Origin of the sequence: cyanobacterium endosymbiont of Rhopalodia gibberula (assembly GCF_003574135.1) — a bacterium.
GTDB lineage: Bacteria > Cyanobacteriota > Cyanobacteriia > Cyanobacteriales > Microcystaceae > Rippkaea.
In genome coordinates this window covers 1,869,128-1,894,865 of record NZ_AP018341.1, presented here as the reverse complement: position 1 = coordinate 1,894,865, position 25,738 = coordinate 1,869,128, and the positions used below count along the sequence as shown (strand labels likewise).

Genomic DNA, 25,738 nt, shown 5'->3' with positions numbered 1-25,738 from the left:
AAGTAGTCCTAGCTCTAAAAATGATATAACTGACCACAATCAAAAGTTCAGATTTTGTACACCTCTAGTAAGTTTCATTAGCTATTTCTGAGGAATTCTATGGTAGTTAACTCACTATCTATTGTTTTATGGGTAAATTGATCGCCAGAATCTTTGCTTCCAAAAATATATACATATCTTTATTCTTCTCTACACATCGATTATGACAGAAAAACCTCATCCAGTTTCTCATAGTAATTCTTATAAATCTAAAAAACCAACAATAAAAAAACAAAAATCTTTATTGAAAACAAATATTCATCCCAAGGCTCCACAGAAAGATGATGACGCTAACGATCTAGTTTATGGTCGCCATTCTGTTCTTACGTCCTTAGAAAGTGGTCGCCAGTTAAATCGAATTTGGATTACGAACAAACTCCATTATGATACTCGCTTTCATTCCTTACTCCAAATAGCGAAAACTAAAGGAACAGTAATTGATGAAGTTAACATTCAACGTCTAAACCAAATAACTCATGGGGGAAATCATCAGGGAGTAGCAGCCCAAATTGCTTCCCATAGTTATCAAGATCTAGACGAGTTAATTTCTCAAGCTAAAGCTAGTATAGATGATCCAGTAATCATCATTGCCGATGGCATTGCTGATCCCCACAACTTAGGGGCAATCATCCGCACGGCTGAAGCATTAGGATCGCAAGGATTAGTAATCCCTCAACGACGGGCAGCTGGAGTGACTTCTACTGTAGCTAAAGTGGCCGCAGGGGCATTGGAATTCTTTCCTGTGGCTAGGGTTGTAAATCTCAGTCGAGCTTTAGAAACATTAAAAATGGCTGGTTTTTGGATTTATGGCACTACAACTGAGGGAGGTAAATTATTACACAGTATAGAACTTCGAGGCGCGATAGGATTGGTGATAGGCTCGGAGGAGAATGGATTGAGTTTATTAACTCAACGCTTTTGTGATCAACTTATCTCCATTCCTTTAGAAGGAAAAACCCCAAGCTTAAACGCTTCTGTAGCGGCGGCTATTACCCTTTACGAAGTCTATCGTCAACGTTGGTCAGGTAAGCTTTATCTCGGGTCTGAACTAGACTCTAAAGTTAAAGAACTAAATGTTGACTCATAACTAACACACCATAAGGGGTTAATGAAACGCTAGAAATTTTCTTACGAAGAGAACGTTACAATAGCACTTCAAAAACGATCAAAATTGTTATGAAGAGAATGAGGATAAAACAACTTATGCTTAAAATGTTGAATTTTCTCGGACTAGCTTACTGGATAGAAATTATTACAAAAACTCCCCAATGTACTTACTATTTTGGTCCATTTGTCCGGAAAGAATCGGCGCAAGCCAGCTACGGAGGTTATCTCGAAGACTTACAATCTGAGGGAGCTCAAGAAATTCAAGTAATTGTTAAACGGTGTAGGCCAAGTAATTTAACGATTTTTAATGAGAAAGAAAATACCCAACAATTGAAATAGATGTCTCATTTCAATCGTCAGTCTTCCTAAATCGCTTTAATTCCCTACTCCAAAGTCTTCTAGTTTTTTGGATGGGATCTTTAGGGGTCATTAATTTTCTCAGATTTTCTCAAGTGTTCGGTCAATCGCCGTAAAACTCCATTAATAAAACGATAACCCTCATCGTCAGAATAGCGCTTAGCCATTTCTACTGCTTCATTAATGGAGACTTTGCGAGGGACATTGAGAAAAAGAATCTCTGCCGCTGATATTCTTAAAATATCTCGATCAATTTTGGGCAAACGGCTTAATTGCCAGTCTACGAGAACGGACTCAAGCTGCTGGTCGATCTCGAGTCGACGATGATAAACAGTTTCGATCAACTCCAATGTATACTCTCGCACCTCGTGTTGACTCGAAAGCTGAATTATTTCTGGTAGTTCAATTGCATGGACTAAGCGGTTAATAGCTCCTTGGGCTAGTTCAATAGCTTCGGACACCATAGCTTTTGCACTTTGAACATCAGCCGCTCGAGTCTCACTTTTTAGCAACCGTTCATAACTACGTGTTATCTCTGCTGCAGCAGTTTCCAAAATATCTTGTCCTTCAGTGGTTAAAGTACGAATTGCTGCTAAGACTAAATTGCTCAACTCTTTTTGTTCAATTTTTTCGGAACCTCCCTTAATTTGACTTAGACTCAACAAGGCCAATTCACGGGATATTCGGCGAGGTTTCTGATTAAAATGCATAGTATGATGGTATCAGGAATCAAAAGTGAGAAAACAAGAAAAATTCCAAAGTAGACTGTACAATTGCACTCGTGTTAATAGGCAATAGACTCGTACTCAGGAATTCATAAGGCTATGACAAACTATGAACCATTAACCGTATAGTTTATGATGCACATTTATTAGGTTTCGTCTTCCGTCGAAATAGTATGAGCAGATTCTGGAATGATGGGGTTTTCTAATGAAACTAACTTTTGATCATGAGATTGAGATACAGTAACTGAAATCGATGCTGTGGCATGAGGGCTGACTATACCGCCAGAAATCAGCACTTTGAAGGCATCTTCGATGGAAATCGATAAGTTAATCACATCATTTTCAGAAACAATAGCATACCACCCAGAGGTAGGGTTAGGAGTTGTCGGAATAAAAACACTAAGCATCGGCTCATTCAGATGAGATTGCAATTGAGCACTCAACGCTCCAGTGACAAAACCAAGACTCCATACCCCTTGACGGGGGTACTCGATCATGACGACGCGGCGAAACTTACTTTTAGAATCCTTAAATAGGGTTTCTAGAATTTGTTGAAGGGTTTTATAAACAGCTCCAGCCAAGGGAATTGATTGTAAAATTCGTTCTCCTAAATCCAACAACCAACGGCCTGCAATATTGCGGGCCATTAAGCCAATAATCAAAATACAGAGCAGAGGAACGGCTAATCCCACGAGCAAATTAAGACAGTAGCTCAGAATCGGATCAAGCCCGTCAAAAGGATTAAGCTGTTTAGGAATTTGCGTCAGCAAATTAACTACCCAGCTAGCAACAGTGATAGTTAGCCAAATGGTTGTTGCTAGAGGAATCACCACTAACAAACCGGCAATTAGATCATTTTTTAGATCTTGCTTGAAGCCTTGAAGCACGTCCGCAAACTCTTCAATAAGAAGGTAATTAATCCCATTTATCGTATCATAGTTTGTTCAGAATTTAGGGGATATCAATCTAACCAATCGCACTGAGTCTAGTCATCGTAGGCTTTTTAGGCATTGCTGAAAAAGTATTTGAGTCAGAAAGACAAAAGGAACATCGGCAATTTAGCTATGATGGTTTGTCTTCTTGAAATTTAAGAAGTTTTGCTCCCCATCACAACTTTTAATCCAATCCAGCCAACAGCACTATAAACGATAGCTAGCATCAAACTACTTAACCCAATACGTAAACTTTGCTTAAAAGCTTGAGTTTTGGCTTTATTTTCGGCTTGTCTGCGTTGATCAACTAACTGCGCTTCTAATTGTTCAGTCAACTCATCAATGCGATTTTTGTATTCTGTTGGATTTTTAGATAAATCCTGTAATTGTTTGAGTTGGGTACGTTGTTGTTGTAATTGTTCTAGCTGTTGAGCATTGAGAGATTGTCCTTGAACTTGTCCTGACTCAACTACTTGATTTAACTGTTGAATCTGTTGGCTAAGACGTTGGGGATTTTTAGATAATTGATCGATTTGACTTAAAAATGCTTGAATTTGCTCAGATCCCTGTCCAGCTCCTTGTTCAATTTGATTAAGGGCATTGACTTTAGCTTCATTAAGATTATTGAGATGAAGCGGAACAATTAACAAAAACATAAGCCCCATAATGGTAGCCAGGACATAAATAGGGACTCGTAGATCGAATTCAGAGGGTTTATGAGGATTAGCATCGTTCAAGTTTTCGATAAAATATCCGACCAAAATCAACCCTATCCCCACCAAGGGAACGATTCCACGATCAACAATACTTGTAAGCAATCCAATTTGCCATTGAGAACTTTGCAAGTTTAAAGGAATAGCTAGAGTAATATAGTCCAACAAGGAAGACAGGAGCAAAACCACTCCAATGAGTTTAAGCGAAAGAGAGGTAAAGGCACGGTTATTCATCGTCATTTTATCTGCTTGGCTGTTGATTTATTCAGTGGGGATTGATGAAAGAGGTTAAACCATACCTGACAATAATAGAGTTCACCACCATTTCAGAGGCAATTTAAACACCGAAAATAGCTACGGGTCATACCCTTTTCGGCAAACCCTCTCCCCAAAAAATGGATGTTGTTGGGGAATTGACAAGTAAATCTTTCTCCTAACCATCCTGTTAAAACATTAGGTACAAATTTGTCAGGATAACAATCACTGTCAATATGATAGTATTTAGTGGTCCGATTAGTTTGTGCTAAAACAGCTAATAACTGAGAACGGGTTTAGAATTTGAAGAAATTTGTTCCTCTCAGTTGTTTTAGGTTGACACTGCGTGTTGGTGAAATCCCATCGAAAATATAGATCCGGTGTCTCCTTTTACCTTCTATCTAAAAGCCTTGCTCATAAAGAGTCTACATAGGTTACAGTTGAACACGATTTAAAAGCAATGAAAAAATTGATTGAAGTCTTACCCAATAAAACTGCTCTAATTGAGCGATCTCTGTCTCTGACGGTGGAAAAAATAACTAATGCTATTCAAAACAAAGGAAAATGTAGCCTCGCTCTATCTGGGGGCAGCACTCCTAAACCATTGTATGAAGCCTTAGCTAAGCAATCTTTACCCTGGGAAAAAATACATATTTTCTGGGGAGACGAACGTTACGTGAGTCGTGATCATTCAGACAGTAATCAACGAATGGCACGTCAAGCTTGGCTCAATCTAGTCCCTATTCCAGCAGAAAATATCCATCCTATGCCCACAGAGTCAGGTGATCCTGCTGTTGATGCCCAAATCTACGAGGCTGAATTAAGAGAGTTTTTTCAGGTTTTTCCAGAAGAGTTTCCCTCTTTGGATGTCGTATTACTTGGTATGGGGGATGATGGTCATACAGCTTCCTTGTTCCCTCAAACAGCAGCCCTCGATGTTCGTAATTGCTTAATCACTGTAGGTAACAAAGATGGACAACCTCGTCTAACGTTTACTATCCCTTTGATTAATCAAGCTCATTGTGTGATTTTTATTGTGGCTGGCGAGAATAAACGTCCGGCTTTAGCTCAAATTATGGCTCCTGAAGCCGATGGAAAAACTTATCCCTCCCGTTTTATTAAGCCCCAAGACGAACTCTGGTGGTTACTTGATCAAGCAGCCGGGGCTGAACTAAAAGGTTAACAGAAGCTGACAAGTTATTCTTGATAAGGTTTGAGGGTAAGCAGGGTAAAGACCATGAATGTTTTATTATTTTCTTTCCACCATAGAGGTTCTGTAGTTTATATTTAAGGTGCTGTAGCTTATAGTTTGCACTTAACTATTAGTTCACACCCCTCTGAAAATTCTTGTTGTAGATGATCTATCGGCGAGCTCGCAGCTAATAAGACTTCCCTTAATTATCTACTGACCCTAGCTAACTTCACCTCTCCTGAGATCTGTACAAAAAAATGGTAAATCGGCTCTTTGTTTAGGAATCTTTATATATCTTGATTCCTCTTAGTTTTGGCTTTTAATTGTGATTTTGATCGCTCTTGTTCATGCTCAAGGTCTTATAAGCTAAGAGTTGGCGAGTAGTATCCCTGGATTAGGATGGTTAACTTAGCTAATCAATTGTTTTGTTACTATTTAGTTCGGCCTTACTTCATTAATTAGGGCATAGCTTAGTTGATTGCCCTCAAGGTATTAAGTCTAATTCCATTACTCTATTCTTATTTAGGTGACTATCGTCGGTCCTTTGTTTAGTTTGTGCTTGTGTGTTCTCTTTCTTAGTCTTACTGAATGGAAAGATATTGAGGGATCGTTAGGGTATATAAAGGAAAATTTGGACTAGACTGAATCGATTTAGTCTTAGGAATTTTTAATCTAATTCCAAGACTACCCCCTAATGGGGGGCAGGTTTTCATATTGTATGGAAAATAACCAATGATCGCTTAAAGAGATCTTTTTTGTTCTGGTAATTAATATATTAAGTCCGATATGGATCGATTGAATTGATTGACTTATCGTGTGTAACTCCAACAATTATGAATACGATACCTGTCTACAACAGAGTTAAGATGACCGAAGAATCCAGGTTATTAAGATTGAGCGCCATGATTTCTGAAACTTATTGTATTTGATGCATAAGAGAAGAATTTATTTCAGCGTATAGAAGTTTTAGATGTTAATTCAACACTTGAAGTCGTTGAGGAACTTGAATCATAATTTAAACTGGCTACCTCGATTAATTTAGTCAATTTTTGACTGTTATCAGTATTCTTATTCAGAGAATACAAAAGACTGAGGACAAATGTAATTTCTCAAAAGGACAAGGCTAACTTTTGCCTACAATTAATTTTAATCAACTGATTTTTCAAAAAATCAGTTGATTAAGAACATTATTTTCTAAATTCTAGATTTAATTTTAAATAAATTTAAAATTAAATATTTCAATGAAGAGAAATAACTGGACGTCCTATGGTTGCTTTGGAATCAGTTCATCCATTAAATAATCTGCTGACTATAATTTACAATCTCTGTTCGTACTCCCCACATTTCCTAAACTTCCAATACAATAAAAAAGGATCGATATCAAACATCGGTTCACAACAACTAAATAAAGTCATCTATTGTACGGCAATAACTATCAGAATTTGCGCCTACGGGAGATATTCCCTAAGGTGTGGCTGTTGCTCAAAAATGGCACACCGAGGATGACATCAGTTCGGAATCGAACTGAGCCAAGGAGACCTCATGCGAAAGTAATGAGGTTGTTCGTATCGTTACTTCCCAATTATAAATCGGTTATGATCCCTGCCATTGTTATTGAGTCCCTCAAAAAAAATTATGGTACTCTTGAAGCGATTAAAGACATCTCCTTTAAAGTACAACCGGGGGAGATTTTCGGCTTATTAGGTCCTAATGGAGCGGGAAAAACCACTACCATTCGCTGTTTATGTACTTTGTCCAAGCCTGATGGTGGTAAAATTGAAGTAGCGGGAATTTCCGTTCTTGAGCGCCCCAAAGCGGCCCGTCGCCGTTTAGGATATGTAGCCCAAGAAGTAGCCTTAGATCAAGTATTGACAGGACGAGAATTATTAGAATTGCAAGCCGCCCTTTATCATCTTCCCCAAAAGAAAGCCAAAAATCGTATTGCTGAATTAATCAGCTTGCTGGACCTAGAAACCTACGCTGATCGCCAAACTGGAACGTATTCAGGGGGTATCCGTAAACGCCTAGATTTAGCAGCTGGTTTGCTCCATCGACCAGAGGTATTGGTACTAGATGAACCTACCGTAGGGCTAGATATAGAAAGTAGGTTTATTGTTTGGGAATTCTTACGGAAATTACAACAAGCTGGCACAACTATCTTAATTACTAGCCATTATCTTGAAGAAATTGATGCCTTAGCTGACCGCTTAGCCATTATAAATCAAGGGCAAGTTATTGCTGAGGGAACTCCTTCTCAGTTAAAAAATCGAGTAGGTGGTGATCGCGTTACCCTAAAAATCCGGGAATTTTCTCCAGCCGAAGAGGCCCGACAAGCCAAAACTTTACTTCAAGATTTACCCTTTGTTGAAGAGGTGATAATTAATCACTGCCAAGGCAATTCTCTTAACCTTGTGGTGACCATAGGAAGTAATTGTTTAAGTCAAATTGAACAATCTTTAATAGAGTCAGGACTACCTATTTTCAGCTTAGCTCAATCTCGTCCTAGTCTTGATGATGTCTACTTAGCCGCCACTGGTCAAACTTTGATGGATGCCGAATTGGAGTCCGCCAGTATTCGAAATCTAAAAGCTGAGAAAAAACAACAAATGAAATGAAGTGATCCTACTCTTTAGAGTAAACATTGCCCACCTTGCATTTAAGTTCTACTTGTTTATTAAGACAGACAATAGACAAAAAAATAGGTTAATTCGTTTTTTAGGTGCAAATTGTATGTCAGCATGTCAATTTTTAGATATTGTGTATCGATGAGGAATAACCAATATGAGTCAAACTATGATCTCTTCTAAGGTTAAATCTGCTTTATCTCCGAAAAAACAAAAAACAACCCCCATAGATGAAGACGGCAATATTTTGGGTGAATTTATTCAAGAAACCCTTGCTATGACAAAGCGTCTTTTTATTCAACTGCAACGCCGTCCATCAACCTTAATTGCTGGTATTATTCAACCGTTTATGTGGTTAGTTTTGTTTGGCGCACTGTTTCACAATGCTCCTCAAGGGTTATTTGGAGAAGAGCTTAATTACGCTAAGTTTCTTGCTCCTGGTATTATAGTTTTTACTGCTTTTTCAGGCGCATTGAATGCGGGTTTGCCCGTAATGTTTGACAGAGAATTTGGTTTTCTCAATCGTTTATTAGTTGCGCCATTAGCTTCTCGTTATTCGATTGTGGCTGCTTCTACCATCTATATAATTATCTTGAGTTTAATCCAGACAGCAGTCATTGTGGGAGCTAGCACTGTTCTAGGAGCTAGTTTGCCAAGCTTAATTGGATTAGGTACAATTTCCCTAGTTGTCTTTTCTATCGTCTTAGGAGTAACAGGATTAAGTTTGGGACTTGCTTTTGCTTTACCAGGTCATATTGAATTAATCGCAGTAATTTTCGTGACAAATTTGCCTTTATTATTTGCAAGTACCGCTTTAGCTCCTTTATCATTCATGGCCAAATGGCTACAGATTATCGTCAGTTTAAACCCCCTTACCTATGCCATTGAACCGATTCGTTATGTTTATCTCAATGAAAGTTGGTCTTTGAATAGTTTGGTACTACAAACTCCTTGGGCAGACCTAAGTTTTGGATTGGTTTTGTTTCTATTGTTAGCCTTCAATGCGTTAATATTAGTAGCCATTCAACCTTTGTTGCGTCGTCGTTTTGCTTAGGGTAGTCTCAATTTAAGATGTTTAATGTTTGGTTGTATGTAGAAGTGAGTTTTAATGATGTCTATTAACGTGTCTTTGAAACAATTATTTTGTGTTTTAATTGGTTTAGGAACAGTAAATGGAATTCCTCGGATAATATTAGCCCAGTCTGTTGATGTTATTAATGAGGAAAATCGTTATCAAAGTAACGAACAAGATCCTGCTGGGGAACTTGGTAACATTTTTAATCCAATGGATCTAATGCACCGTTCTAATTTACAACGAAGTCGTAACGCCGGCGACTTTGCTGAAGATACGAATAATAATCTCAATAAAGCAGCTCAGGAATTTAAACTAATCCAACAAAGAAGATTACAACAAGAACCTTCTGAGGCTGTTTCTGATTAGACCGGTGATTAACTCTGGCCCTTCTAGACTAGCCGTGACAAAACCATGACAAACAACAAATAGAAGCTGAAAGTCTTGTTTCCCAGATTTTCCAAGACTTCGTCAAATTGGTCTTGATAAAGATCTGGTTTTTAGAGTTAAAGGATACAGTCGTAAAAAAAGTTTTGGAAGTTATTAGCTGCTAATTTATCATGTTAGGTCTAGGAGAGCCTTAACTCAATTCTACTGAAACAGTCATATAAGATTTTAATATCAATTTTCTGAAAGCATTAACTTGGAAATTGTTCAAACGTTTAACAGTTTGCTAGTTGTTAAAATTTTTGTTAATCTTCTTAAGATTGGTTCAATACAAAAAAAGGTCAGTACAAAGTTTTAGATCATAATCAATGTTGTGATACTGAATTAGGCGGTGTCATAAAACATCCATACCTATAAAATTCTATGACAAACACCTTCATTGTAGATGAGTACTCTTCTCGTATCAGCGTGAGTTAGACGAGATTTAAAAACATGGTTATTATTCTTAATATCTAAATTAAAATACGACAAAATTGACAATTATCCGAGATAGTAATAGTAAATGCCAACAATATAAGACTGCAATAATTGTTTGAAAATGGCAGAAAACAAGGTTAGTTAACCTTGTGATTTTAAGCCAAGAGAAATTTTTTCAGGTGACTAGGTATAGGCCATCAGTTGAGCAAAAAGGTAAACAAAACAATTCCAAACACTGCAATTTCTCTAATGTAATATTTAAGAGATATTTTTAAGTTAGTCGTTAACCATTTCGATTATAGAATGTTTAGGAAGTAAGTTCTGTTACTCAGTTCGACTAAGGCCTACAATCTTCCCGTTGACTTTAATTCTGAGAGTAATCTCTACTTCATTCGATTCAGTGTTTTATGTATAAATTATCTCTCATAGTAAAAACCAATTAATTACTCTCCAGTAACAGACAATTCATCAACCCAAACTCGCGGACAAATTCCCCCAGGAAGGACTTTTGTTTCAGACTCAATATAAATGATTGACTTTAATACATCTCGTATATCTCCAGCTATCGTTGCCGCATCAATACTGGTTAATTCTCCCTTATTAACTAACCAACCATCAAAAGGTAAGGAAAATGAGCCCTGTAAGGAATTAACTCCCGCATGAAGTGCCTGTAAACGATCAACTAAAATAACTCCGTCTGATTCTTCTAAACTTAATTTCTGGGCATATTTTTCCGAAGCAAAAACATGATAAAAATGAGGGCTAACTGTAACTTTTGAGCCAATATTTGCATTACCTGTGAGTTTTGCGTTCATTTGTTTTGCAGTTCCGGCACTGTGCAATAAACCCGACAGTATTCCATTAGTAATCAATTCTACACGACGAGTGGGAGTTCCTTCTCCGTCGAAAGTTTCTGTTGCAACATTATGAGGATGAAGGGCATCATCACATAGACACAGAAGAGGGGAGGCAATCTCTGTTCCTAGAGAATCTCGGGTAGAAAGACTTTGGTTATCTAAAATATTTTGAGCATTAAAGATATTAGAAAAAGCATCAATCAGGCTTAAAAATGATGTAGGAGAAAGAATAATTCGATATTTGCCCGATGGAATAGATTGATAATTTATGTGACTAATTGTCTTTTCAATCACTTCTTTTAAACAACCGTTAATGTCTAACTCTGGTAAGCTGTGACTAATTTTAACTGAACTAGCCCCTCGCGGTTTTCTACCTTCCTCCTCAGTACGACTGTAGAGGTAAATCGAAGAATAAGACCCTTCTTCTTGGCGAAGGGCTCCCTCACTGTTGAGATAGAACCGCGCTATACTTTCTTGAGATAAGCCATTGTAGGGAACTCCGATAATGGCTTTATGTGCTTCTAAAAGTTTTTTTTCGGCTTTAATTAAAGTATCGACAAGAGTAGGAACTGGTGCATGGCTCACCAAACTATGGGATAACTTAGTAACAGGACTTTGAGCTTCTGGACTGAACTCAGGAGTATTATCTTCACGGCCAAATTCACTCGCTTCTCTAGCTGTTTCTAAGGCTAATTTTACGCCTTTGTTGTCTAGATCTGTGGTAGTTGTCACTCCCACTGCTTTTCGTTTATTCCAGACACGAACAATAACACTTGATCGGTTTGATGCTTGGACTTGTTTAGGTTCACCACTATCAACCTCAACACTGGTCTCGTCGATAGATAAACCATAGATATCATATTTATCAATTCCCAATTCTTTCGCACTTAATTGGGCGTATTCGGCAATCTTTTTAATATTCAGCATATTGAGGATAACCAAGGATTGTTAATACATCTATCTTAGAATGTATCGAGAGTTAACATAACTCCACGCACGCACAGAAAGCAGATTTGCCCAAACTTGTGTATAAGAGTTCCTGAATCATTCATACCGCTTAAGTATCTCTGCTCTCGTAGCAGCTAACCATAAGAAGTGTTATCAGTTGTCTAGATTGGTTAGCTCTTCAGTTTAAGGAATGTTCTCCGCCACTAGAGGTTTCTAATTTTAACTTTTCCAGATGCTCTTTTTGCATAAACCACGCTGCAGTGAGCAGGGTATTTTTGCTATGCGTGATTGTACCACAAAATTTTTCTATAAGAGAGAGGTATTAAAACTATTTTTTTTGAAATTAAGCGATTTTTATGAAGTAAAATCGCTTTTTTCTTAATTTTAAAATATTTATAAATATTATCAGCTATTTTATTTAAAATAAGCTATTGTTCTCTACCTTACCGATCTATGTCCAATGGATAAAGAATCCTGATATAGTAACTTTGTCTGGGCTTGCTAATCTTTGTGTGTTGTGTATTGATAATAAAGATAGTTTATGAGCTAATAAAAAAAGTTGAACTGAAACACTAATTATAATTTTGTCTATAAAAAAATTATAATCATCAGTTCAAATAACTATTTTTAGTTTAGCAGAGGAAGAATTATAGAAATGACCCCAAAAAACTTTAATTGCTATTCTGTAATAATTATGATCACAGTGAGTACGTTGATTTTATTAACTTGTAGTAGCTTAAGACATATATTATTTCAATCTACTGCTTATGACTTAGCAATTTTTGATAATGGTATTTATTTGATTAGTCAGGGAAAAATTCCTTTCGTTTCCTTGCGAGGTATACACATATTAGGAGATCACGCTGCATTCATTCTTTATGCAATTGCTGGATTATATAAGATTTACCCTAGTGTTTATTGGCTATTTGGATTACAAGCGATTGCCCTTTCTTTAGGAGCATTACCAGTCTGGCAACTAGCAAGACACGCAAATTTAACCCCAAACTTAGCTGTAGTAATCGCGTTCTCTTATCTTTTTTACCCCCTAATTTTTAACCTAAATTTGTTTGATTTTCACCCCGAAACATTGACACTGCCTGCTTTTTTTTGGGCATTACTAGCCGCAAAAAAAAACAACATTTTTGCGTTTAGCTTAGCACTAATTTTTATTTTGAGTTGTCGGGATGCTTTATCTTTAACTATAACAGCAATGGGAGCTTGGCTAATCTTAGGAGAGAAAAAAATAAAGTTTGGGGTAATTTCTTTAGTAATAGGAATAGTTTGGTTTGTTTTAGCCACTAAAGTAATTATTCCTCAATTTAGTGGAGAACAGGTGGCTGCTGTTGCTAGATATAATTTTTTGGGGGTATCTTTACAGGAGATTATTTTAAATCTTTTTTTTAAACCACAAATTGTTCTAAGTCATCTCTTCACTTTAAATAATTTAGAGTATTTGTTGTTGCTTTTATGTCCTTTTATTTGGGGATTACTTCCTAGACATTTTTCTCCATTAATCGGTGCTTTTCCTATTTTATTCTTAAATTTACTGACTGAAAATAAAGAACAAAAAGATTTATTGCACCAATATTCTCTTCCAGTTTTACCCTTTTTAATCCTAGTGGTGATTGCAACTATAAGTGCAGGACAAGGATGGTTACAAAGACCTAAATATATTGTTTTGTGGTCATTAGTTACTTTTTTTGCTCTAGCTAAAGTTGGCTATTTTACCTCTCGCTACCTTGAATCTATAGATACTTGGTCAGCAACCAGAGAAGCCTTAACTCAAGTGACAAAAGAAGGTAGTGTGTTGACCTCAGCTAATATTGCCCCCCATGTTGCACATCGAACTAAAGTTGAATTAGCAATTGAGGGTTCACAAGAAATTAATCTTCAACAATTTGATGATATATTGTTAAATAAACGTCATCCAGGTTGGAATAGTTCACCAGAATTGGTTGACACTCTAATAGGAAGAATTGAACAAATTCCCGATTTTCAATTAACCTACAAAAAAAACCAAGTTTATCTATTTGAACGTATCTCATCTCAATCAAATTGATTATGGACAGATATTGATTTTTATTAGAAGCAACTAAACTTATCAATGTCTGCTTAATTAATAGCTGGGTGGCATTTTTAGTATATTTGTAAGTAGGATGATCTAGATAGATATAAATATAAAAAATATTCTTTTTTTGGGATTTATATTTAGGTAACTAAAATTGAATTTATATTGCTCTAGTTTTTTTTAAAAAAAAGCTTATTTAATAAGTACTTTATTTACCTATCTTAACTAAACTGTATTCATCTTCAAAATCTTCATAGCAATTCTGTGAGCTTTTGTTTTCTGTCATTCTCTTCCTATTATATTTAGTCCTAGACTATAGGTTAGTAGAAAGTGTATATATAATTCTTTCTCTTTCCATTGTTCAAGTTTAGCTTTAAATAAACTACTTGTATGCACTAAGTCAATGTTAATAACAATCATCGTATTTATCCTTTTATATTTACAGTATTTTTTAGTCTTAGGTACTTAGACAGTTGTTGACTATTATAAATATTTTCATATCTTCTTCAATTCAAAGTTTTTCTATTTATCAGAAAAAAATACAATATTTATATTGTTTAAATAATTCATCTATAAATTGTTATTTAATGAAATCTTCTAAATAATTTTATATATAAAAATACATTTTTTTGTAGTTATAAATCAATTTTAGTAGTATTTACTCTTCTAATTTTGTTAGCTAAATTTTGGGTTTTGTATACAATGATAGCCCTTTTTTAACTACGTTTCTATTTTAGGCTTTTTTAAGCCCACCCAGTTACTTTTAAAGAAAGCCTTAAATTTAGTCCAATAGAATTGGATTTAAACCTATTGTTAGATATAGTCAGAAGCGATAGTCTTTCAATAAGAGTCCATGAGTCAATATTTTTTAATCGAGTCAAAAAGTCCTTTCGAGTCTACAGAAGTTATACACGATTATCAATTGGCATCTGATCTAGCTAAGTCAGGGCACGAAGTGACTTTATTTTTAGTGGAAAACGGTGTACTAGCCACCCGCTCAACTATTATTCCTTCTGAATTAGCCAACCTGAATTCAGTTAAAGTCTTGGCAGATAGATTTTCTCTCGAAGAAAGAGGAATTGAGTATTCTGAAGTGAATTCTGGTATTCAAATTTCTACCATATCTTCAGTAGCCGATGCTATGGGACAAGGACAAAAAACCTTGTGGTTATAAATATCGAGGGTCGACAGGCGATAGCCTATGACCAGAAATTATCTACTGAATCACTGTTTATTAGTAACTGACAAAATAATGAGTACAACAACCCTTACATTTCTCTTAATGGATGCGCCATTTGAACAAGCGAGAACAACCACCGCTTTTCGGCTGATGGATGCAGCATTAGACAAAGGCTACAATGTCAATGTTTTTGCCTATGAAGGAGCAGTTTCCTTAGCGTTTTCTCACCAGAGACCTCACGCTAATAGTATTCATGGCCGTACCTTTGAGGAAGAAAATCATCCATTAACTAAAGATTGGGTGGCAGCGATGCAAGCAAAAGCACAAGACAAAGGCTGTAGATTTGATTGGATTAATTGTGGTCTTTGTGTTGATGAAAGGGGTGTACAAGAAGCGATCAAAGGATGTCGTCGCGGCGGACCCAAAGATTTTTGGCAATGGGCTACCGAATCCGCATCAACGTTAGTTATCGGCACAAGATAAGCTAAAACCTATTTAAAACAAGTTTTAGTAAGGCAAGGAGTAAAAGGATTCTAAATTTTTAAGGAGTATTGACTATGAAAGCATTACAAATTATTGAATCAGCTTATCGTTGTATCGTTGAAGAACAAGATGATCCGGCTATTTGGATAGTTCAAGTTTTAAAGACAGCCGGTGGCGAAGTCGATATTTTGTTACGAGGCAGTGCCGTTAACTATGCTGTTAGTGGACAAGGAAATGATGGTTTGACATTAGGTTCTTGGCAACAAACTTGTCCAGCCAAAGTTGATCAAGATTTACAACAAGCTCTTGATAGTGGATTGAAAGTGTATGCAATTGCAGAGGATATCGCCCAAAGGGGTATTCCCGAGGCAAAATTACTTAGTGGAATTCAAAAATTATCTCGTCGTGATTTACCCAATTTGTTTGAACAATATCAACAAGTTTGGCGTTGGTGATTCAGTGATTAACACGCATTTAAAGGATACCACAACTTCTATTTCTCTCTCCAAATAAGCTGAGCTCTTTATTTTGATAAAATTTACGTAATTAATTAGGGTTTGCTGGAAAAACATGAAATATTTTTTCTTTCCTAAAGACCCTTTTCAGCAATTCTTACGCTCAGAGTTCCGGTTTATCAACTAACTTCCTAAAGGAAAAAATATATATGATTACCAATCATATCTGACGACGGACTAAATTACTCATACTGTTTTCTAACACTTTACAAATATTCCTGAAAACTGAAAAAAGAATGTGGATGGACTGAATTTTGAGATGTTTTAGAAAAAAAATGACTCTATGTCAATCGATCGATTCATTAAGTTATTCTAAAAGTTATTCCAATAAATCCAAAATTTTTCTGGGGTCCAGCTTATCTTTAAACCAAACAATCTTCGCGGGAGTATCTGTAAGTTTAACTCCTGCCTTTTCTAGATTCAATCGTTCAGAGATAGCTAGAATTAGATTATCTACATCGGAATTTTGTACCTGATAAAATTTTTTTTGTAAGTATTCTGGTCGCCAATATCCAACAATTTCTAACAAAATATCTCGTCCATCGGGATGTACTAAACGAAAGTCGGGGATCATTACACTCCCCCGTAAAGGAATTAAATCCACTTCTCTTTCTAGTCGCCATTGAGTTCTCAATTTCGCCCATCGTTTGGCGAAGGATTCTTCTAACATACTATCATAGGTTTTTCCTTTAGAATAATGACTCACTAAACCACAGCGATCATCTAAACTAAAATGACTAGTTTTAATTTTTCCGGTATAGTTGTCCTTGATTTGTAATTTAGTTTCAAGACTCCATTTACTAACATGGAGTAGTGCCGGAATCATTTTAGCTAAGGCTAACCCATAACGGGTGTTAGCTTTAAATAGACTTGTAGGTCCATCCATCATAATGGTAAATCCCGTATCTGCATCTCCTTCGATATAAGCCATTAATTGAAATAATTTAAGATAACGGAACAGCAATTTATATTCCCCTGGATCATTGCGATGAGCATTGATTATAATGTGACTCGAACGATAGAAAATTCCTTGAACTTGTGATAAATTATAGCGATGGATTAATTCTTCTGAAGTAGGAGACTCAAAATCAGTTAGGATACGATTTTCTTGTAAGTCTGCATAAAGTCCTCGTTCAATTTCAATAGGCAAGATTTCCCTATTTAATTCCTCACTTAATAGACTAGCAATGTTGTCTAACAGATAGAAACGGTTAGAGGGAATAGGGAGGAATTCTGCCGCACGACTAAATACCCGTTGTCGTAGTTCTTGGGGTTCGAGAGGACTGACAATTTCAAAAGTTGAAAAGTTATTTTTTAACAGATGGGCTAACCCTCGTTTAATCCGATAATTTGGATTATCTGCTTCTAGTTCTAGAAGCTTTCGGTTTAGTTGTTCTTGAGTACTCCCTAGATTGTTTTGAAAACAATTAATTTGTTCAGAAGCAAGGGTGAGCGCGTTGGAATCTAAAGGCAGTTTTCTAGGAACTATAGACTTGCCACTATAACGATAAATTAATAAATCAGAAGGCAACATAATATTCGATACGTGTTTGGTATGTGTTTAATAACAACATATAATTTTTATATGGTTATTGATAAATAAATCATAAATTAACTGTCAGTCACTTGAAACTCCAATGAAATCTATACTAATAACTATTGGATTTGGTTAAACGCGGTATGAGGCTAGAAAAACTCGGATATCATGGAAGGGCTGTTGTCGGCTACCAAAAGGTTCAACCGAAGAATTATGGGGTAATGCGAGCAAGACTGTGTCTGTTTTAAAATAAAACAATCGAGGGCTTTATTATATTAATCAATTTATAAAACATTGTTCTGATGATTGTTGAAAACAGTACCATAGGAAAAGCTTTAGAAATTAAATCGAACGATTATTGTTCATGGTATTATCAAGCGCAAATTTGATCACAATTGTACCTTCTCTATGAAGAGATTAATTTTTATAAAAAAGATATGAATACTATACTAAAAAGTGACTATACTTGATAGTAATAAGTACGTTGTCAAGTTAGACTAAGTTGCTAACATAAAGCCATTGTTTATTTAGAAGAAATAATCAAGTTTTGTCCAGAAATTTATATTAATTTGATAAAAATTTTAAGTTCACTAATTCAATTAAAAATTAGCTAACTATCAAGAAAATATCTACAGTTAATTTTCAGGTAACTAATGCCTTAAATATCCCTTATTAGGATAATAATTTTGACCTAGTCTGGTTCCTTGAAAGTGGCGAACATATGCCCGATAAAACTAAACTACTTGAAAAGTATTATGAAGTACTTAAACCAGGGGCGATTTTGATTTTAGCAACTTGTGGTTATTTTTCTATTAATTCTCTTACAATTGAGTTAACTTTGAATGAAAACCAATACTTGGTACAAATTTATTGGGTTTATTATTTATCTTATATCATTACTTTACCTAAATACAAAGAAACTATAAATAATTGTTAACTTGAAGTAATCAAATCTGATGATTAGTAGATTTCTGTTGCTTCTTTGTGGGATAGAATTATTGACTATACTTTTGATTATCAAGCAATTACTGGGTTTTTATAAAGTAGTTGAATTACTATAGAATAGGCATTATCTTTAGGTTTAATGAGTTGAAGACATGAACGAGTTTAAATTTATTTATGGCTACTTTATTTTTTTAAAAAAAGTATAACTATTAGTAATAATATTTTTTATTTTAAATAAAAAAAATAAAGTTTTTATAAAACAGTCAAAATAAATAAACTAAATTTATTTTGACTATTGACATTGGATTGTCACTAAAGTGAGTATATTAGCTTTTTTATTAAAACAATTTAAATATTATTAGTTAACTTATTGATGAGATTAATAGAGAGTTGATCAAAAACCTTTTCTCCTAGAAGTGATAGAGAAGCAACCTGTTCTAAATTTAGAAACAAACTCTCTGGTTTAGGAAGGCTATGAATTTATTTATACACTAATTTGGTTGATAATTAATGGCTAATTCTGAAATAATTACATGATATAAAAACTGTTGGTTAATGGAATTTGGCTAACTTATCTATCCAAAATTAACCTTTATTAAATCTAATTTTGGATATTTAATTAAATTTTATTGAGTCAGTTCAGTTTTTATATCTAAAAGAACCAAAAAGTAGTGTTTTCTCTTAGGAAAAAATTGACAATTTGTAATTGAGTTAAATAAATAATTTTTAAGATTACGTCAAGTAGTTCTTCTTCTTAGGCAATCTGATTTTTAGACTTTAGATTATTGTTAATTAGGTATAAATTACTGACTATTTTTGATTATAAATTCTGGTTTTACTGAAATAATAATGTAGAAATAATTAGTAAAATATCAAGTAAAAAAGTTTTAGTATAAAAAAATACAAAATTTATGATCCTATAAGTCTTCCTTTCAATTAACTTAGCTTTACCATTAATATTCTTTACTATTTCTTGTCTAAAATAAGTAATAATTTTTTCAAAATTAAGATGAAAGTATTACTATTTTACAAGTATCATAAATAAAATATTTGATATTAATTAGCCAATTTAAATGGTCTTGATATCATTCTTGATATCTTAAATAATTTTCTTAATTATTCTGTTGATTAGTATATATCAAGAGGGCTACTAATGTTTAACATATATTGTTTAATTTTACTTTATTTTAGTTTCTAATTTAGAAATTATATGTTTTATACCATTAATATTTAAAGATTTTTATTAACTTACTAAAAAGTTTTTTATAGCTATCTGACTTAGCGTTAATCTGTTTAATTTCATGATATTTATTTGTTAATAATTTAGATTATTATGTTAATTAACATGCAACATTATTATACTTTTTACCAAAACATATAAATATATTTGATATAGTTAAAAGCTAATTATTTTAATATTTTTAACTATTTTAGTAGTAATTTATATTTTATTGTTTCTGTAAACTTACCCTCACTCTTTGTATCTAAATACATTAACACTACATAACAATTTTATTATTTATCGATTAAGATGTTTTTAGTAACTGCCAATTTTTTCAATATCTAAGGTTTTTTTATTTGTAATTTTTACACTAAATCTTTGAGCATTGTTTCTAGTTGTTGTGCACTCACTTCATTACTTTAACTAGATTAAACTATATGATGTCACTAGTTAAAATTGCTTCAATGATTTTTATTTAAAATTTTTCCAGATATACTCTTTTTCTTTTAAGAGACTTAACTATTCTTTAAATTTATTTAAATGTTGATTATATTTAACTTAATAAAGATTAATTCTGAGATAGACTGATTTTTGTGTACAAGATAAATCTTTAATAGAATTGATTATTTAGATGAAGTTTTCTCATAGTCTAATTTTAATAGATAAAAGTAAATATTATACCTATTTTTTCGATAAGTAAAACTACTCCTATCTCATTTAAAATCTAATGATGGATAGTGATAAGTATTTAAAAATTTAGAATCTTATCGATTAAACCGAGTAGAGTATTTGATGCTATATGTGTAAGTCGAGTAAAAACCTTAGGACTAGTATATTTAAATTTAAACACAAAACCAGCTAAAACATTGTCCATCTAAATGAGTTAGCTTTTGTTACACCTATTATTGATAATCAGACTATAGTCTTTATATGCTTAATTTTTACATAACAAGTTTAGTAGAAACTCAATTTTTACGTTAAGTCTCAAGCTTTTGCTAGGAGACTAACAGGAGGGACAGAAAAATTCGCGTTCTCTTGAAGTAGATAGTCTAAAAACGCTTGAGCTACCACTGATAGTTGTTTATCTTCTAAATATGCTACATACCAACGACGTCTGATCGGAAAATGTTCCACATCAAGTATAGTTAGTTCACTATCCTTTCCCTCAGAAATAAGCGTATGTTGAGAAAGAATAGAAATCCCTAGGTTACCTGCGATCGCATGTTTAATCGCCTCATTACTTCCTAATTCTAGGCGTACTTCAACAGATAAACCATGTTGATAGAACAGCTTTTGTATTGCCCGTCGAGTCCCTGAGCCTGATTCACGCATGATGAAAACTTCATCATCAAGATTGGTGATAGGAATATTTTGTTTTCCCGCTAATGGATGGTTTTTAGGGGCAATCACTACTAAATTATTATCAAGAAAAGGTTGAGTTGATAATCCCATGCCATCAGGAGGTTCACTTACAACATACAAATCATCTCGGTTTTCCATCATACGTTCCTGGATATGTTGATGATTGGTGACATTTAAGGAGATATCAATGCCGGGATATTGTTGGCAAAATGTACCTAAAATTCGAGGAATAAAATATTTTGCTGTGGTAATAATTGCTAATCTTAATTGTCCTTGTCGGGTTCCTTTTAAGTCCGCTACTTTCATCTCAAAATTTTCTAACCTTCCAAAGATCTCCTGACATGTTTGAAGTAATTCTTTTCCGGCTTCAGTTAGATAAAGACGTTTGCCAATTTGTTCAAACAACGGTAGACCAATGACTTTTGTTAGTTGTTTAATTTGACTTGATACTGTAGGTTGAGTAATTAACAATTCTTCTGCTGCACGGGTAAAACTCCCATGACGGGCCATAGTCTCAAAGACTTTTAACTGATGTAGGGTGGCTTGAATCAATGGGCGTTTCCTCTAGTGCGAGATTTTAAGTCTGCTGAAGTATTAAGTAACCTACTCAAATCATAGATTAACTTTAATGGTTTTTCAAGTTTAATTTAGCTAATTTCTATGGTAATCATCATTAACTTTTATTAGTGAGAGTTCCGATGGCAACAAGTATCATTGTCTCTTTTTGAGAAAATCGCTATTTTTTGTCAACCTAAATAAGGTTTTAGCAATAGATATTTATAGGAAAATTTTGTGTATAGAGCTTGTCCAGGTTGTGAAATCAAGACTTAAGGAAAAGATAAGCTAATTTGTCCTCTGATCTGATGAGATCTCGTGTCCATCTCCGGGCAGGGGTTTGTAATTTGCTTAAAAGATCAGATTGCATTGACTAGAATAAAGAAACGATTCAGAACGGTTGGCAAGAATGATTATTATTGACTGGTTTAATGAATTAATTGATAGAGGGCATAGCTCCATATACAATTTCTCTGACCACTTAAAATAAATTTGACAATTTTCGGTGAGGATGCATTCTTTATCAATGATATTTTTGGTTAAATTAGCTTTTTCTAAGTAAGCCTGATATGATCACTGACAAAATAAACCCATTTCAATAAAGTTCAGCTCACGATTATAGATAATGCAGTGTTCAAACAAACTGACATCAAAATTACTATCAGAACGCCAATTAAGATAATTGAGAATGTTTAAAATAAAAGCGGCTGTTAACCCTCATAAATAATTAGAAGCTACTTCAAGAACCTCAATCATTTTTTGAGATAAACCCCTAGTAAAAAGTAATACCCAGTGTTTAAAGCTGAGGCTACTTATTGAGAGAAGTGATCGCATTGTTGAAAGTTAAAATTATTTAAAATACCCCTTAAAAATACAATAATTTTGCCGGAGATAAGGTAATTTATAGTTTTTATAAAGCTAAATCAGAAGTAATCACTAACGAAGACACTTCTAGAAAAGAATGGTCAGTCAACTAATTCTCTTTAGCGCTAGATTTCTAAAATTAACTCACTTATATTTACAGAAACGAGAAATAAAAAGTATTTAATTTATTAGTAGAAATCAAATTAAATATAAGTTTAAAAAGATATATTTACTGATTTTATTGATTAATAATTTCCAATTATATTAGTAATTTTTACGAATTTATCTGTAAAAATTTTGTTTAAGTATGGTTAAGATAATATTCAGATAGCTCACAAGTTTTCTTGAATAAAATAGAGCTTTTCTCACAAAACAAACTTTAAATTTTTACAATTTTTGGATCAAATTTTAATTCTATTTAACTCTATGGAATCATTTTCTATTTCCTAATTTTTATATAAGTACAAATTACTGTGTTTTATAAATATAAACCTGCTTCATCTAAGTATTTTAACTTTATACTTTTATTTTTTTTGAATAACTCAATATCTTCTAATCTTCTTTTTTAGCTTCTCTTTTTGTAGATTATTAATTATAATACTCACTTTTCTTTATTTCTATTTCTTACCATTTTAAAAAAAATCGCGAACTTATTTAATTTAAAAGTTAGTTTAATTTATTCTCTTTTTTAAATTCTAGATAATCCTCCACTATTATATTTTTTTCTTCTATTTTTTCTTTTTTTTATTTGTTAAAACCAAATCATTTAATTCCTTAAATTATCCATATATAAATTGTTTTTAAAATTTCATCTTCTAATCGTTTAACCTATTTTTCTTTAACTTTTCAGCCCCTTAGATCTAAACAGAAGGTTTCTGTTTTCATTCTCATTTTAGAGTAATTTGTGAACACAAGTTAACTTTGATAGTTTTTACTTTTATAATTGTATTTGATAGACTTTTAGACAAACTAATATCTAGTGATTGCTCTTTTTAAACTACTTTTATATTTTACAGTTATTGAAACTTACTTGGTTATAAAAATACGAATATAAGTTGGTAATCGCAGTAATATAAACTATTAAATTTTACTCAAAAAAAATAGTTTAAAAGTAGAAATATTTCTTGTTAAGGATTACAAAATATAGTAAGTTCATTGACTAATAATTAAAGAGAAAAGTCTAAATATTGTCTAAGTATATTCAAAATTAGTACCAAACTTACACTCACTAATCTTTCTATTAGTTCTGAACTTTATTTAAGCCTTTTATTAAAAAAGTATTTTTACTTTAGTAAAATTTGAAAACTTACATGCTTTTTTAAAAGTTTTTAATATAGGGTTGTTTATTTATCTGCAACTATTTATATTCCTGTAAATGAGACTAAAAAATAATATAGTTTATAAGACCTAATCTTCCTACCCTGTAGTTCATATGGGAGATGTTTTCTCAAAAAATAAAGAACTTTTTATTAAGTAAATCTTAGAAGAACTATAGGATGTATGAGCGCAACGCGACACACCCTACAAACCATTTTGGTGAGTTACGGTAGAAAAAAGGGGAAGAATCACCCAAGAAACTTTAGTTTCTCTAGCGTCCCATACCTATTGCAGTAGTGATAGTCCAGCCATCTACTATTATTAAAAATAAAGTTAATACTAATAAAACTAAATACATCCAAGGTTGAGGTAAGGGACGAATATCAGTGGTATCAATTTCTGTTTTTTCGGTAACAATATTTACCAAACGGGAAAATCCAGCGATTCGCATCGGTAATAAATACGCTGTTTGAGCCTCACGAGAAACAAAATAGTAAACAAGCCCCCCCTGTCCAGTAGTGCGCAATCTTAAATCTTTAATTTCTGACCAAGGCAAAGACCATCCTTTACAGAGAAAAGAGGGAACCCAACTAGGATAAGTCACTTTTATAGTATCCTCATCCACAATAACCCGTTCACTTAAAGCTCCTACTAAAACTATGAAGCCCATGACGATTCCTGTCCATAACATAAAAGGAGGAATAGAAACGGATGTAACGTCTACAAGGAAGGGAAGGGGAAGAGTCAGGGAAAAATAAAGACTAACTAAAGTGATACGGATAAGCGAAGAAATACGAAAGGTTAACGGAAAGTTGAAGGACACGTTAATATTTTTCACGCTAATATTTTTAAGGAGACTATCTCTTAATTCTTAACAGTTTCAGCTTTATTTTGCAAAATTGTATATAGTTTAACTTACTATCTTGGGTATGTGTGTGCACTGAAATTGTCAGGGAATAGTAACGAAAAAAATGATGTTCCTACAACATAGCTCAAGTGATGACTGGATTGAAGTCTTGACGGTGGACAATCTTTACGACCTTTGTCACGATCGAATTGTGCGACAATTTTACTGCGGTGAGGAAATACAGGGTTTCAATTTGTTACCTAAATCTGACATTATTTATTTTTCTTTCAGGGAAGCTTGACCCACTTATGGGATGACTCCTGACTATCATCGATAAACTGCTCCCATGATCTTTTTAGGACTGTTCCTGATAAATTCCTAGACCTTAGGGTCAACAGATATAAAACTATCTTAAATGGTTATATATCACCGAATTCTCGTCTACTCTACAAAATGATAAATCTATATCAAACTCCTCCTTTATTTTCTCTGAATGAAGAGTCTCTAAAAATATCGAAAAGTATCTCCTAAAATGCTATTTTTTCTCTATTTCTAAGTTTTGGTGATTAGAGTTGGTATCTATTGTTTCAATTTTTACATTTTTTTCGAAAATCGGGATTGTATTTTTTAATTCCGGCAAATTTACTAATTAACATCGTCTTTCCTTGATTGTATTAGACATCAGCATTGGTAGAGGGTCGGGATATTCGATCCAACGAGTAGCTACAGGAAGAGTATGTTCAAGATCTTCCAATAGTCAAGGAATAATCATTGCTGGTCGATCATAAAACTCAATTGATTGGAAGATAAGCTAATCGCTTAATTAACTTTAATAATCTTAGAACGAGAGTTTAACTAGACTGTTTGTTCTGCTTACTTATCATAATTAATTGAAAATAAATACTGTTATTAACATTTAATAAATAGTTAATTTTTATCCAAAAAATATTCTAAATTAACAACAGAATTTATTATAAATTCATTAAATAACTCTTATCATTAATACGTATATTATTTAATAATAAATCTATCTTCAGCAAGAACTTTTAATTAAAAACTTCAAATAAACGTTCAATAGTAAACATAATTTTTTTTAAAAAATTCAAGTATAATATTTATGCTACGGTTATTACCAATTATTTTTATATATTAAAATTA

At 33.5% G+C, this 25,738-nt stretch carries 17 protein-coding genes and 2 pseudogenes; 11 read left to right on the top strand and 8 right to left on the bottom strand.

The features are described from left to right. Positions 1-202: 202 nt before the first annotated feature. Positions 203-1,126, top strand: a complete 924-nt coding sequence (gene rlmB, locus RGRSB_RS06080; protein ID WP_119260278.1) for a 23S rRNA (guanosine(2251)-2'-O)-methyltransferase RlmB — start codon at positions 203-205, stop codon at positions 1,124-1,126. Between the two features lie 116 nt (positions 1,127-1,242). Beyond that, entirely contained in the window at positions 1,243-1,485 is a 243-nt protein-coding gene (locus tag RGRSB_RS06075; protein WP_232014480.1) for a DUF1816 domain-containing protein, read from the top strand. A gap of 80 nt (positions 1,486-1,565) precedes the next feature. On the opposite strand, the gene nusB is transcribed toward RGRSB_RS06075, so the two are convergent. The 3 genes from nusB to hpsJ-B all read right to left on the bottom strand — a co-directional run bounded on the left by nusB (position 1,566) and on the right by hpsJ-B (position 4,107). Beyond that, positions 1,566-2,213, bottom strand: a complete 648-nt coding sequence (gene nusB, locus RGRSB_RS06070) for a transcription antitermination factor NusB (RefSeq protein WP_119260276.1) — start codon at positions 2,211-2,213, stop codon at positions 1,566-1,568. A 161-nt stretch (positions 2,214-2,374) separates the two neighbouring features. Beyond that, the gene (locus tag RGRSB_RS06065; protein ID WP_119260275.1) at positions 2,375-3,115 is read right to left on the bottom strand and encodes a DUF502 domain-containing protein; all 741 of its coding nucleotides are present in this window, start codon (positions 3,113-3,115) and stop codon (positions 2,375-2,377) included. A 200-nt stretch (positions 3,116-3,315) separates the two neighbouring features. Beyond that, on the bottom strand, positions 3,316-4,107 hold the full coding sequence (gene hpsJ-B / locus RGRSB_RS06060; protein WP_119260274.1) for a hormogonium polysaccharide biosynthesis protein HpsJ: 792 nt from the start codon (positions 4,105-4,107) through the stop codon (positions 3,316-3,318). 481 nt (positions 4,108-4,588) lie between these two features. Between hpsJ-B and pgl the strand changes: the two genes are divergently transcribed. The 4 genes from pgl to RGRSB_RS06040 all read left to right on the top strand — a co-directional run bounded on the left by pgl (position 4,589) and on the right by RGRSB_RS06040 (position 9,385). Next, on the top strand, positions 4,589-5,311 hold the full coding sequence (pgl, locus tag RGRSB_RS06055) for a 6-phosphogluconolactonase (RefSeq protein ID WP_119260273.1): 723 nt from the start codon (positions 4,589-4,591) through the stop codon (positions 5,309-5,311). A 1,604-nt stretch (positions 5,312-6,915) separates the two neighbouring features. After that, positions 6,916-7,935, top strand: coding sequence for an ABC transporter ATP-binding protein (locus tag RGRSB_RS06050; RefSeq protein ID WP_119260272.1), 1,020 nt, complete (start codon positions 6,916-6,918; stop codon positions 7,933-7,935). Between the two features lie 166 nt (positions 7,936-8,101). Then, a complete protein-coding gene (locus tag RGRSB_RS06045; protein ID WP_119260271.1) occupies positions 8,102-8,998 on the top strand; it encodes an ABC transporter permease in 897 nt (298 codons plus the stop codon). Positions 8,999-9,052: 54 nt separating this feature from the next. Beyond that, positions 9,053-9,385 (top strand): hypothetical protein, encoded by a 333-nt coding sequence (locus RGRSB_RS06040; protein WP_119260270.1) that lies wholly within the window; start codon positions 9,053-9,055, stop codon positions 9,383-9,385. Positions 9,386-10,323: 938 nt separating this feature from the next. Here RGRSB_RS06040 and RGRSB_RS06035 read toward each other — a convergent pair. Continuing rightward, positions 10,324-11,664, bottom strand: a complete 1,341-nt coding sequence (locus RGRSB_RS06035; RefSeq protein ID WP_119260269.1) for a TldD/PmbA family protein — start codon at positions 11,662-11,664, stop codon at positions 10,324-10,326. A gap of 676 nt (positions 11,665-12,340) precedes the next feature. Between RGRSB_RS06035 and RGRSB_RS06030 the strand changes: the two genes are divergently transcribed. The 4 genes from RGRSB_RS06030 to RGRSB_RS06015 all read left to right on the top strand — a co-directional run bounded on the left by RGRSB_RS06030 (position 12,341) and on the right by RGRSB_RS06015 (position 15,871). Next, on the top strand, positions 12,341-13,744 hold the full coding sequence (locus tag RGRSB_RS06030; protein ID WP_119260268.1) for a DUF2079 domain-containing protein: 1,404 nt from the start codon (positions 12,341-12,343) through the stop codon (positions 13,742-13,744). Between the two features lie 862 nt (positions 13,745-14,606). Continuing rightward, positions 14,607-14,927 carry a DsrE family protein gene (locus RGRSB_RS06025; protein WP_119260267.1) on the top strand — a complete coding sequence of 107 codons (321 nt, stop codon included), beginning with the start codon at positions 14,607-14,609 and terminating at the stop codon, positions 14,925-14,927. Between the two features lie 78 nt (positions 14,928-15,005). Then, positions 15,006-15,416 carry a DsrE/DsrF/TusD sulfur relay family protein gene (locus tag RGRSB_RS06020; protein ID WP_119260266.1) on the top strand — a complete coding sequence of 137 codons (411 nt, stop codon included), beginning with the start codon at positions 15,006-15,008 and terminating at the stop codon, positions 15,414-15,416. Between the two features lie 74 nt (positions 15,417-15,490). Continuing rightward, the gene (locus tag RGRSB_RS06015; RefSeq protein WP_119260265.1) at positions 15,491-15,871 is read left to right on the top strand and encodes a hypothetical protein; all 381 of its coding nucleotides are present in this window, start codon (positions 15,491-15,493) and stop codon (positions 15,869-15,871) included. Between the two features lie 379 nt (positions 15,872-16,250). Here RGRSB_RS06015 and RGRSB_RS06010 read toward each other — a convergent pair whose 3' ends face one another. After that, positions 16,251-17,465: a DUF790 family protein gene (locus RGRSB_RS06010; RefSeq protein WP_119260264.1), complete on the bottom strand. Its 1,215-nt coding sequence runs from the start codon at positions 17,463-17,465 to the stop codon at positions 16,251-16,253. 691 nt (positions 17,466-18,156) lie between these two features. Between RGRSB_RS06010 and RGRSB_RS06005 the strand changes: the two are divergent. Next, positions 18,157-18,405, top strand: a pseudogene (locus RGRSB_RS06005) (methyltransferase domain-containing protein); the annotation flags it as partial. A 2,214-nt stretch (positions 18,406-20,619) separates the two neighbouring features. Here RGRSB_RS06005 and RGRSB_RS06000 read toward each other — a convergent pair. From RGRSB_RS06000 to RGRSB_RS05990, 3 genes and pseudogenes are all read right to left on the bottom strand, one after another. Continuing rightward, positions 20,620-21,549 (bottom strand): LysR family transcriptional regulator, encoded by a 930-nt coding sequence (locus RGRSB_RS06000; RefSeq protein WP_119260262.1) that lies wholly within the window; start codon positions 21,547-21,549, stop codon positions 20,620-20,622. Positions 21,550-22,125: 576 nt separating this feature from the next. Beyond that, a pseudogene (locus RGRSB_RS11115) lies at positions 22,126-22,257 on the bottom strand (L-histidine N(alpha)-methyltransferase); the annotation flags it as partial. A 1,747-nt stretch (positions 22,258-24,004) separates the two neighbouring features. Further along, entirely contained in the window at positions 24,005-24,571 is a 567-nt protein-coding gene (locus RGRSB_RS05990; protein ID WP_232014478.1) for a hypothetical protein, read from the bottom strand. Positions 24,572-25,738: the final 1,167 nt, after the last annotated feature.

Bases quoted from the DNA above. Each gene is read 5' to 3' on its own strand.
- RGRSB_RS06010 (WP_119260264.1), bottom strand. From the start codon at position 17,465: ATGTTGCCTTCTGATTTATTAATTTATCGTTATAGTGGCAAGTCTATA.
- RGRSB_RS06020 (WP_119260266.1), top strand. From the start codon at position 15,006: ATGAGTACAACAACCCTTACATTTCTCTTAATGGATGCGCCATTTGAA.
- RGRSB_RS06035 (WP_119260269.1), bottom strand. From the start codon at position 11,664: ATGCTGAATATTAAAAAGATTGCCGAATACGCCCAATTAAGTGCGAAA.
- RGRSB_RS06045 (WP_119260271.1), top strand. From the start codon at position 8,102: ATGAGTCAAACTATGATCTCTTCTAAGGTTAAATCTGCTTTATCTCCG.
- RGRSB_RS06050 (WP_119260272.1), top strand. From the start codon at position 6,916: ATGATCCCTGCCATTGTTATTGAGTCCCTCAAAAAAAATTATGGTACT.
- pgl (WP_119260273.1), top strand. From the start codon at position 4,589: ATGAAAAAATTGATTGAAGTCTTACCCAATAAAACTGCTCTAATTGAG.
- RGRSB_RS06015 (WP_119260265.1), top strand. From the start codon at position 15,491: ATGAAAGCATTACAAATTATTGAATCAGCTTATCGTTGTATCGTTGAA.
- rlmB (WP_119260278.1), top strand. From the start codon at position 203: ATGACAGAAAAACCTCATCCAGTTTCTCATAGTAATTCTTATAAATCT.
- nusB (WP_119260276.1), bottom strand. From the start codon at position 2,213: ATGCATTTTAATCAGAAACCTCGCCGAATATCCCGTGAATTGGCCTTG.
- RGRSB_RS06040 (WP_119260270.1), top strand. From the start codon at position 9,053: ATGATGTCTATTAACGTGTCTTTGAAACAATTATTTTGTGTTTTAATT.
- RGRSB_RS06075 (WP_232014480.1), top strand. From the start codon at position 1,243: ATGCTTAAAATGTTGAATTTTCTCGGACTAGCTTACTGGATAGAAATT.
- RGRSB_RS06030 (WP_119260268.1), top strand. From the start codon at position 12,341: ATGACCCCAAAAAACTTTAATTGCTATTCTGTAATAATTATGATCACA.
- hpsJ-B (WP_119260274.1), bottom strand. From the start codon at position 4,107: ATGAATAACCGTGCCTTTACCTCTCTTTCGCTTAAACTCATTGGAGTG.
- RGRSB_RS06025 (WP_119260267.1), top strand. From the start codon at position 14,607: ATGAGTCAATATTTTTTAATCGAGTCAAAAAGTCCTTTCGAGTCTACA.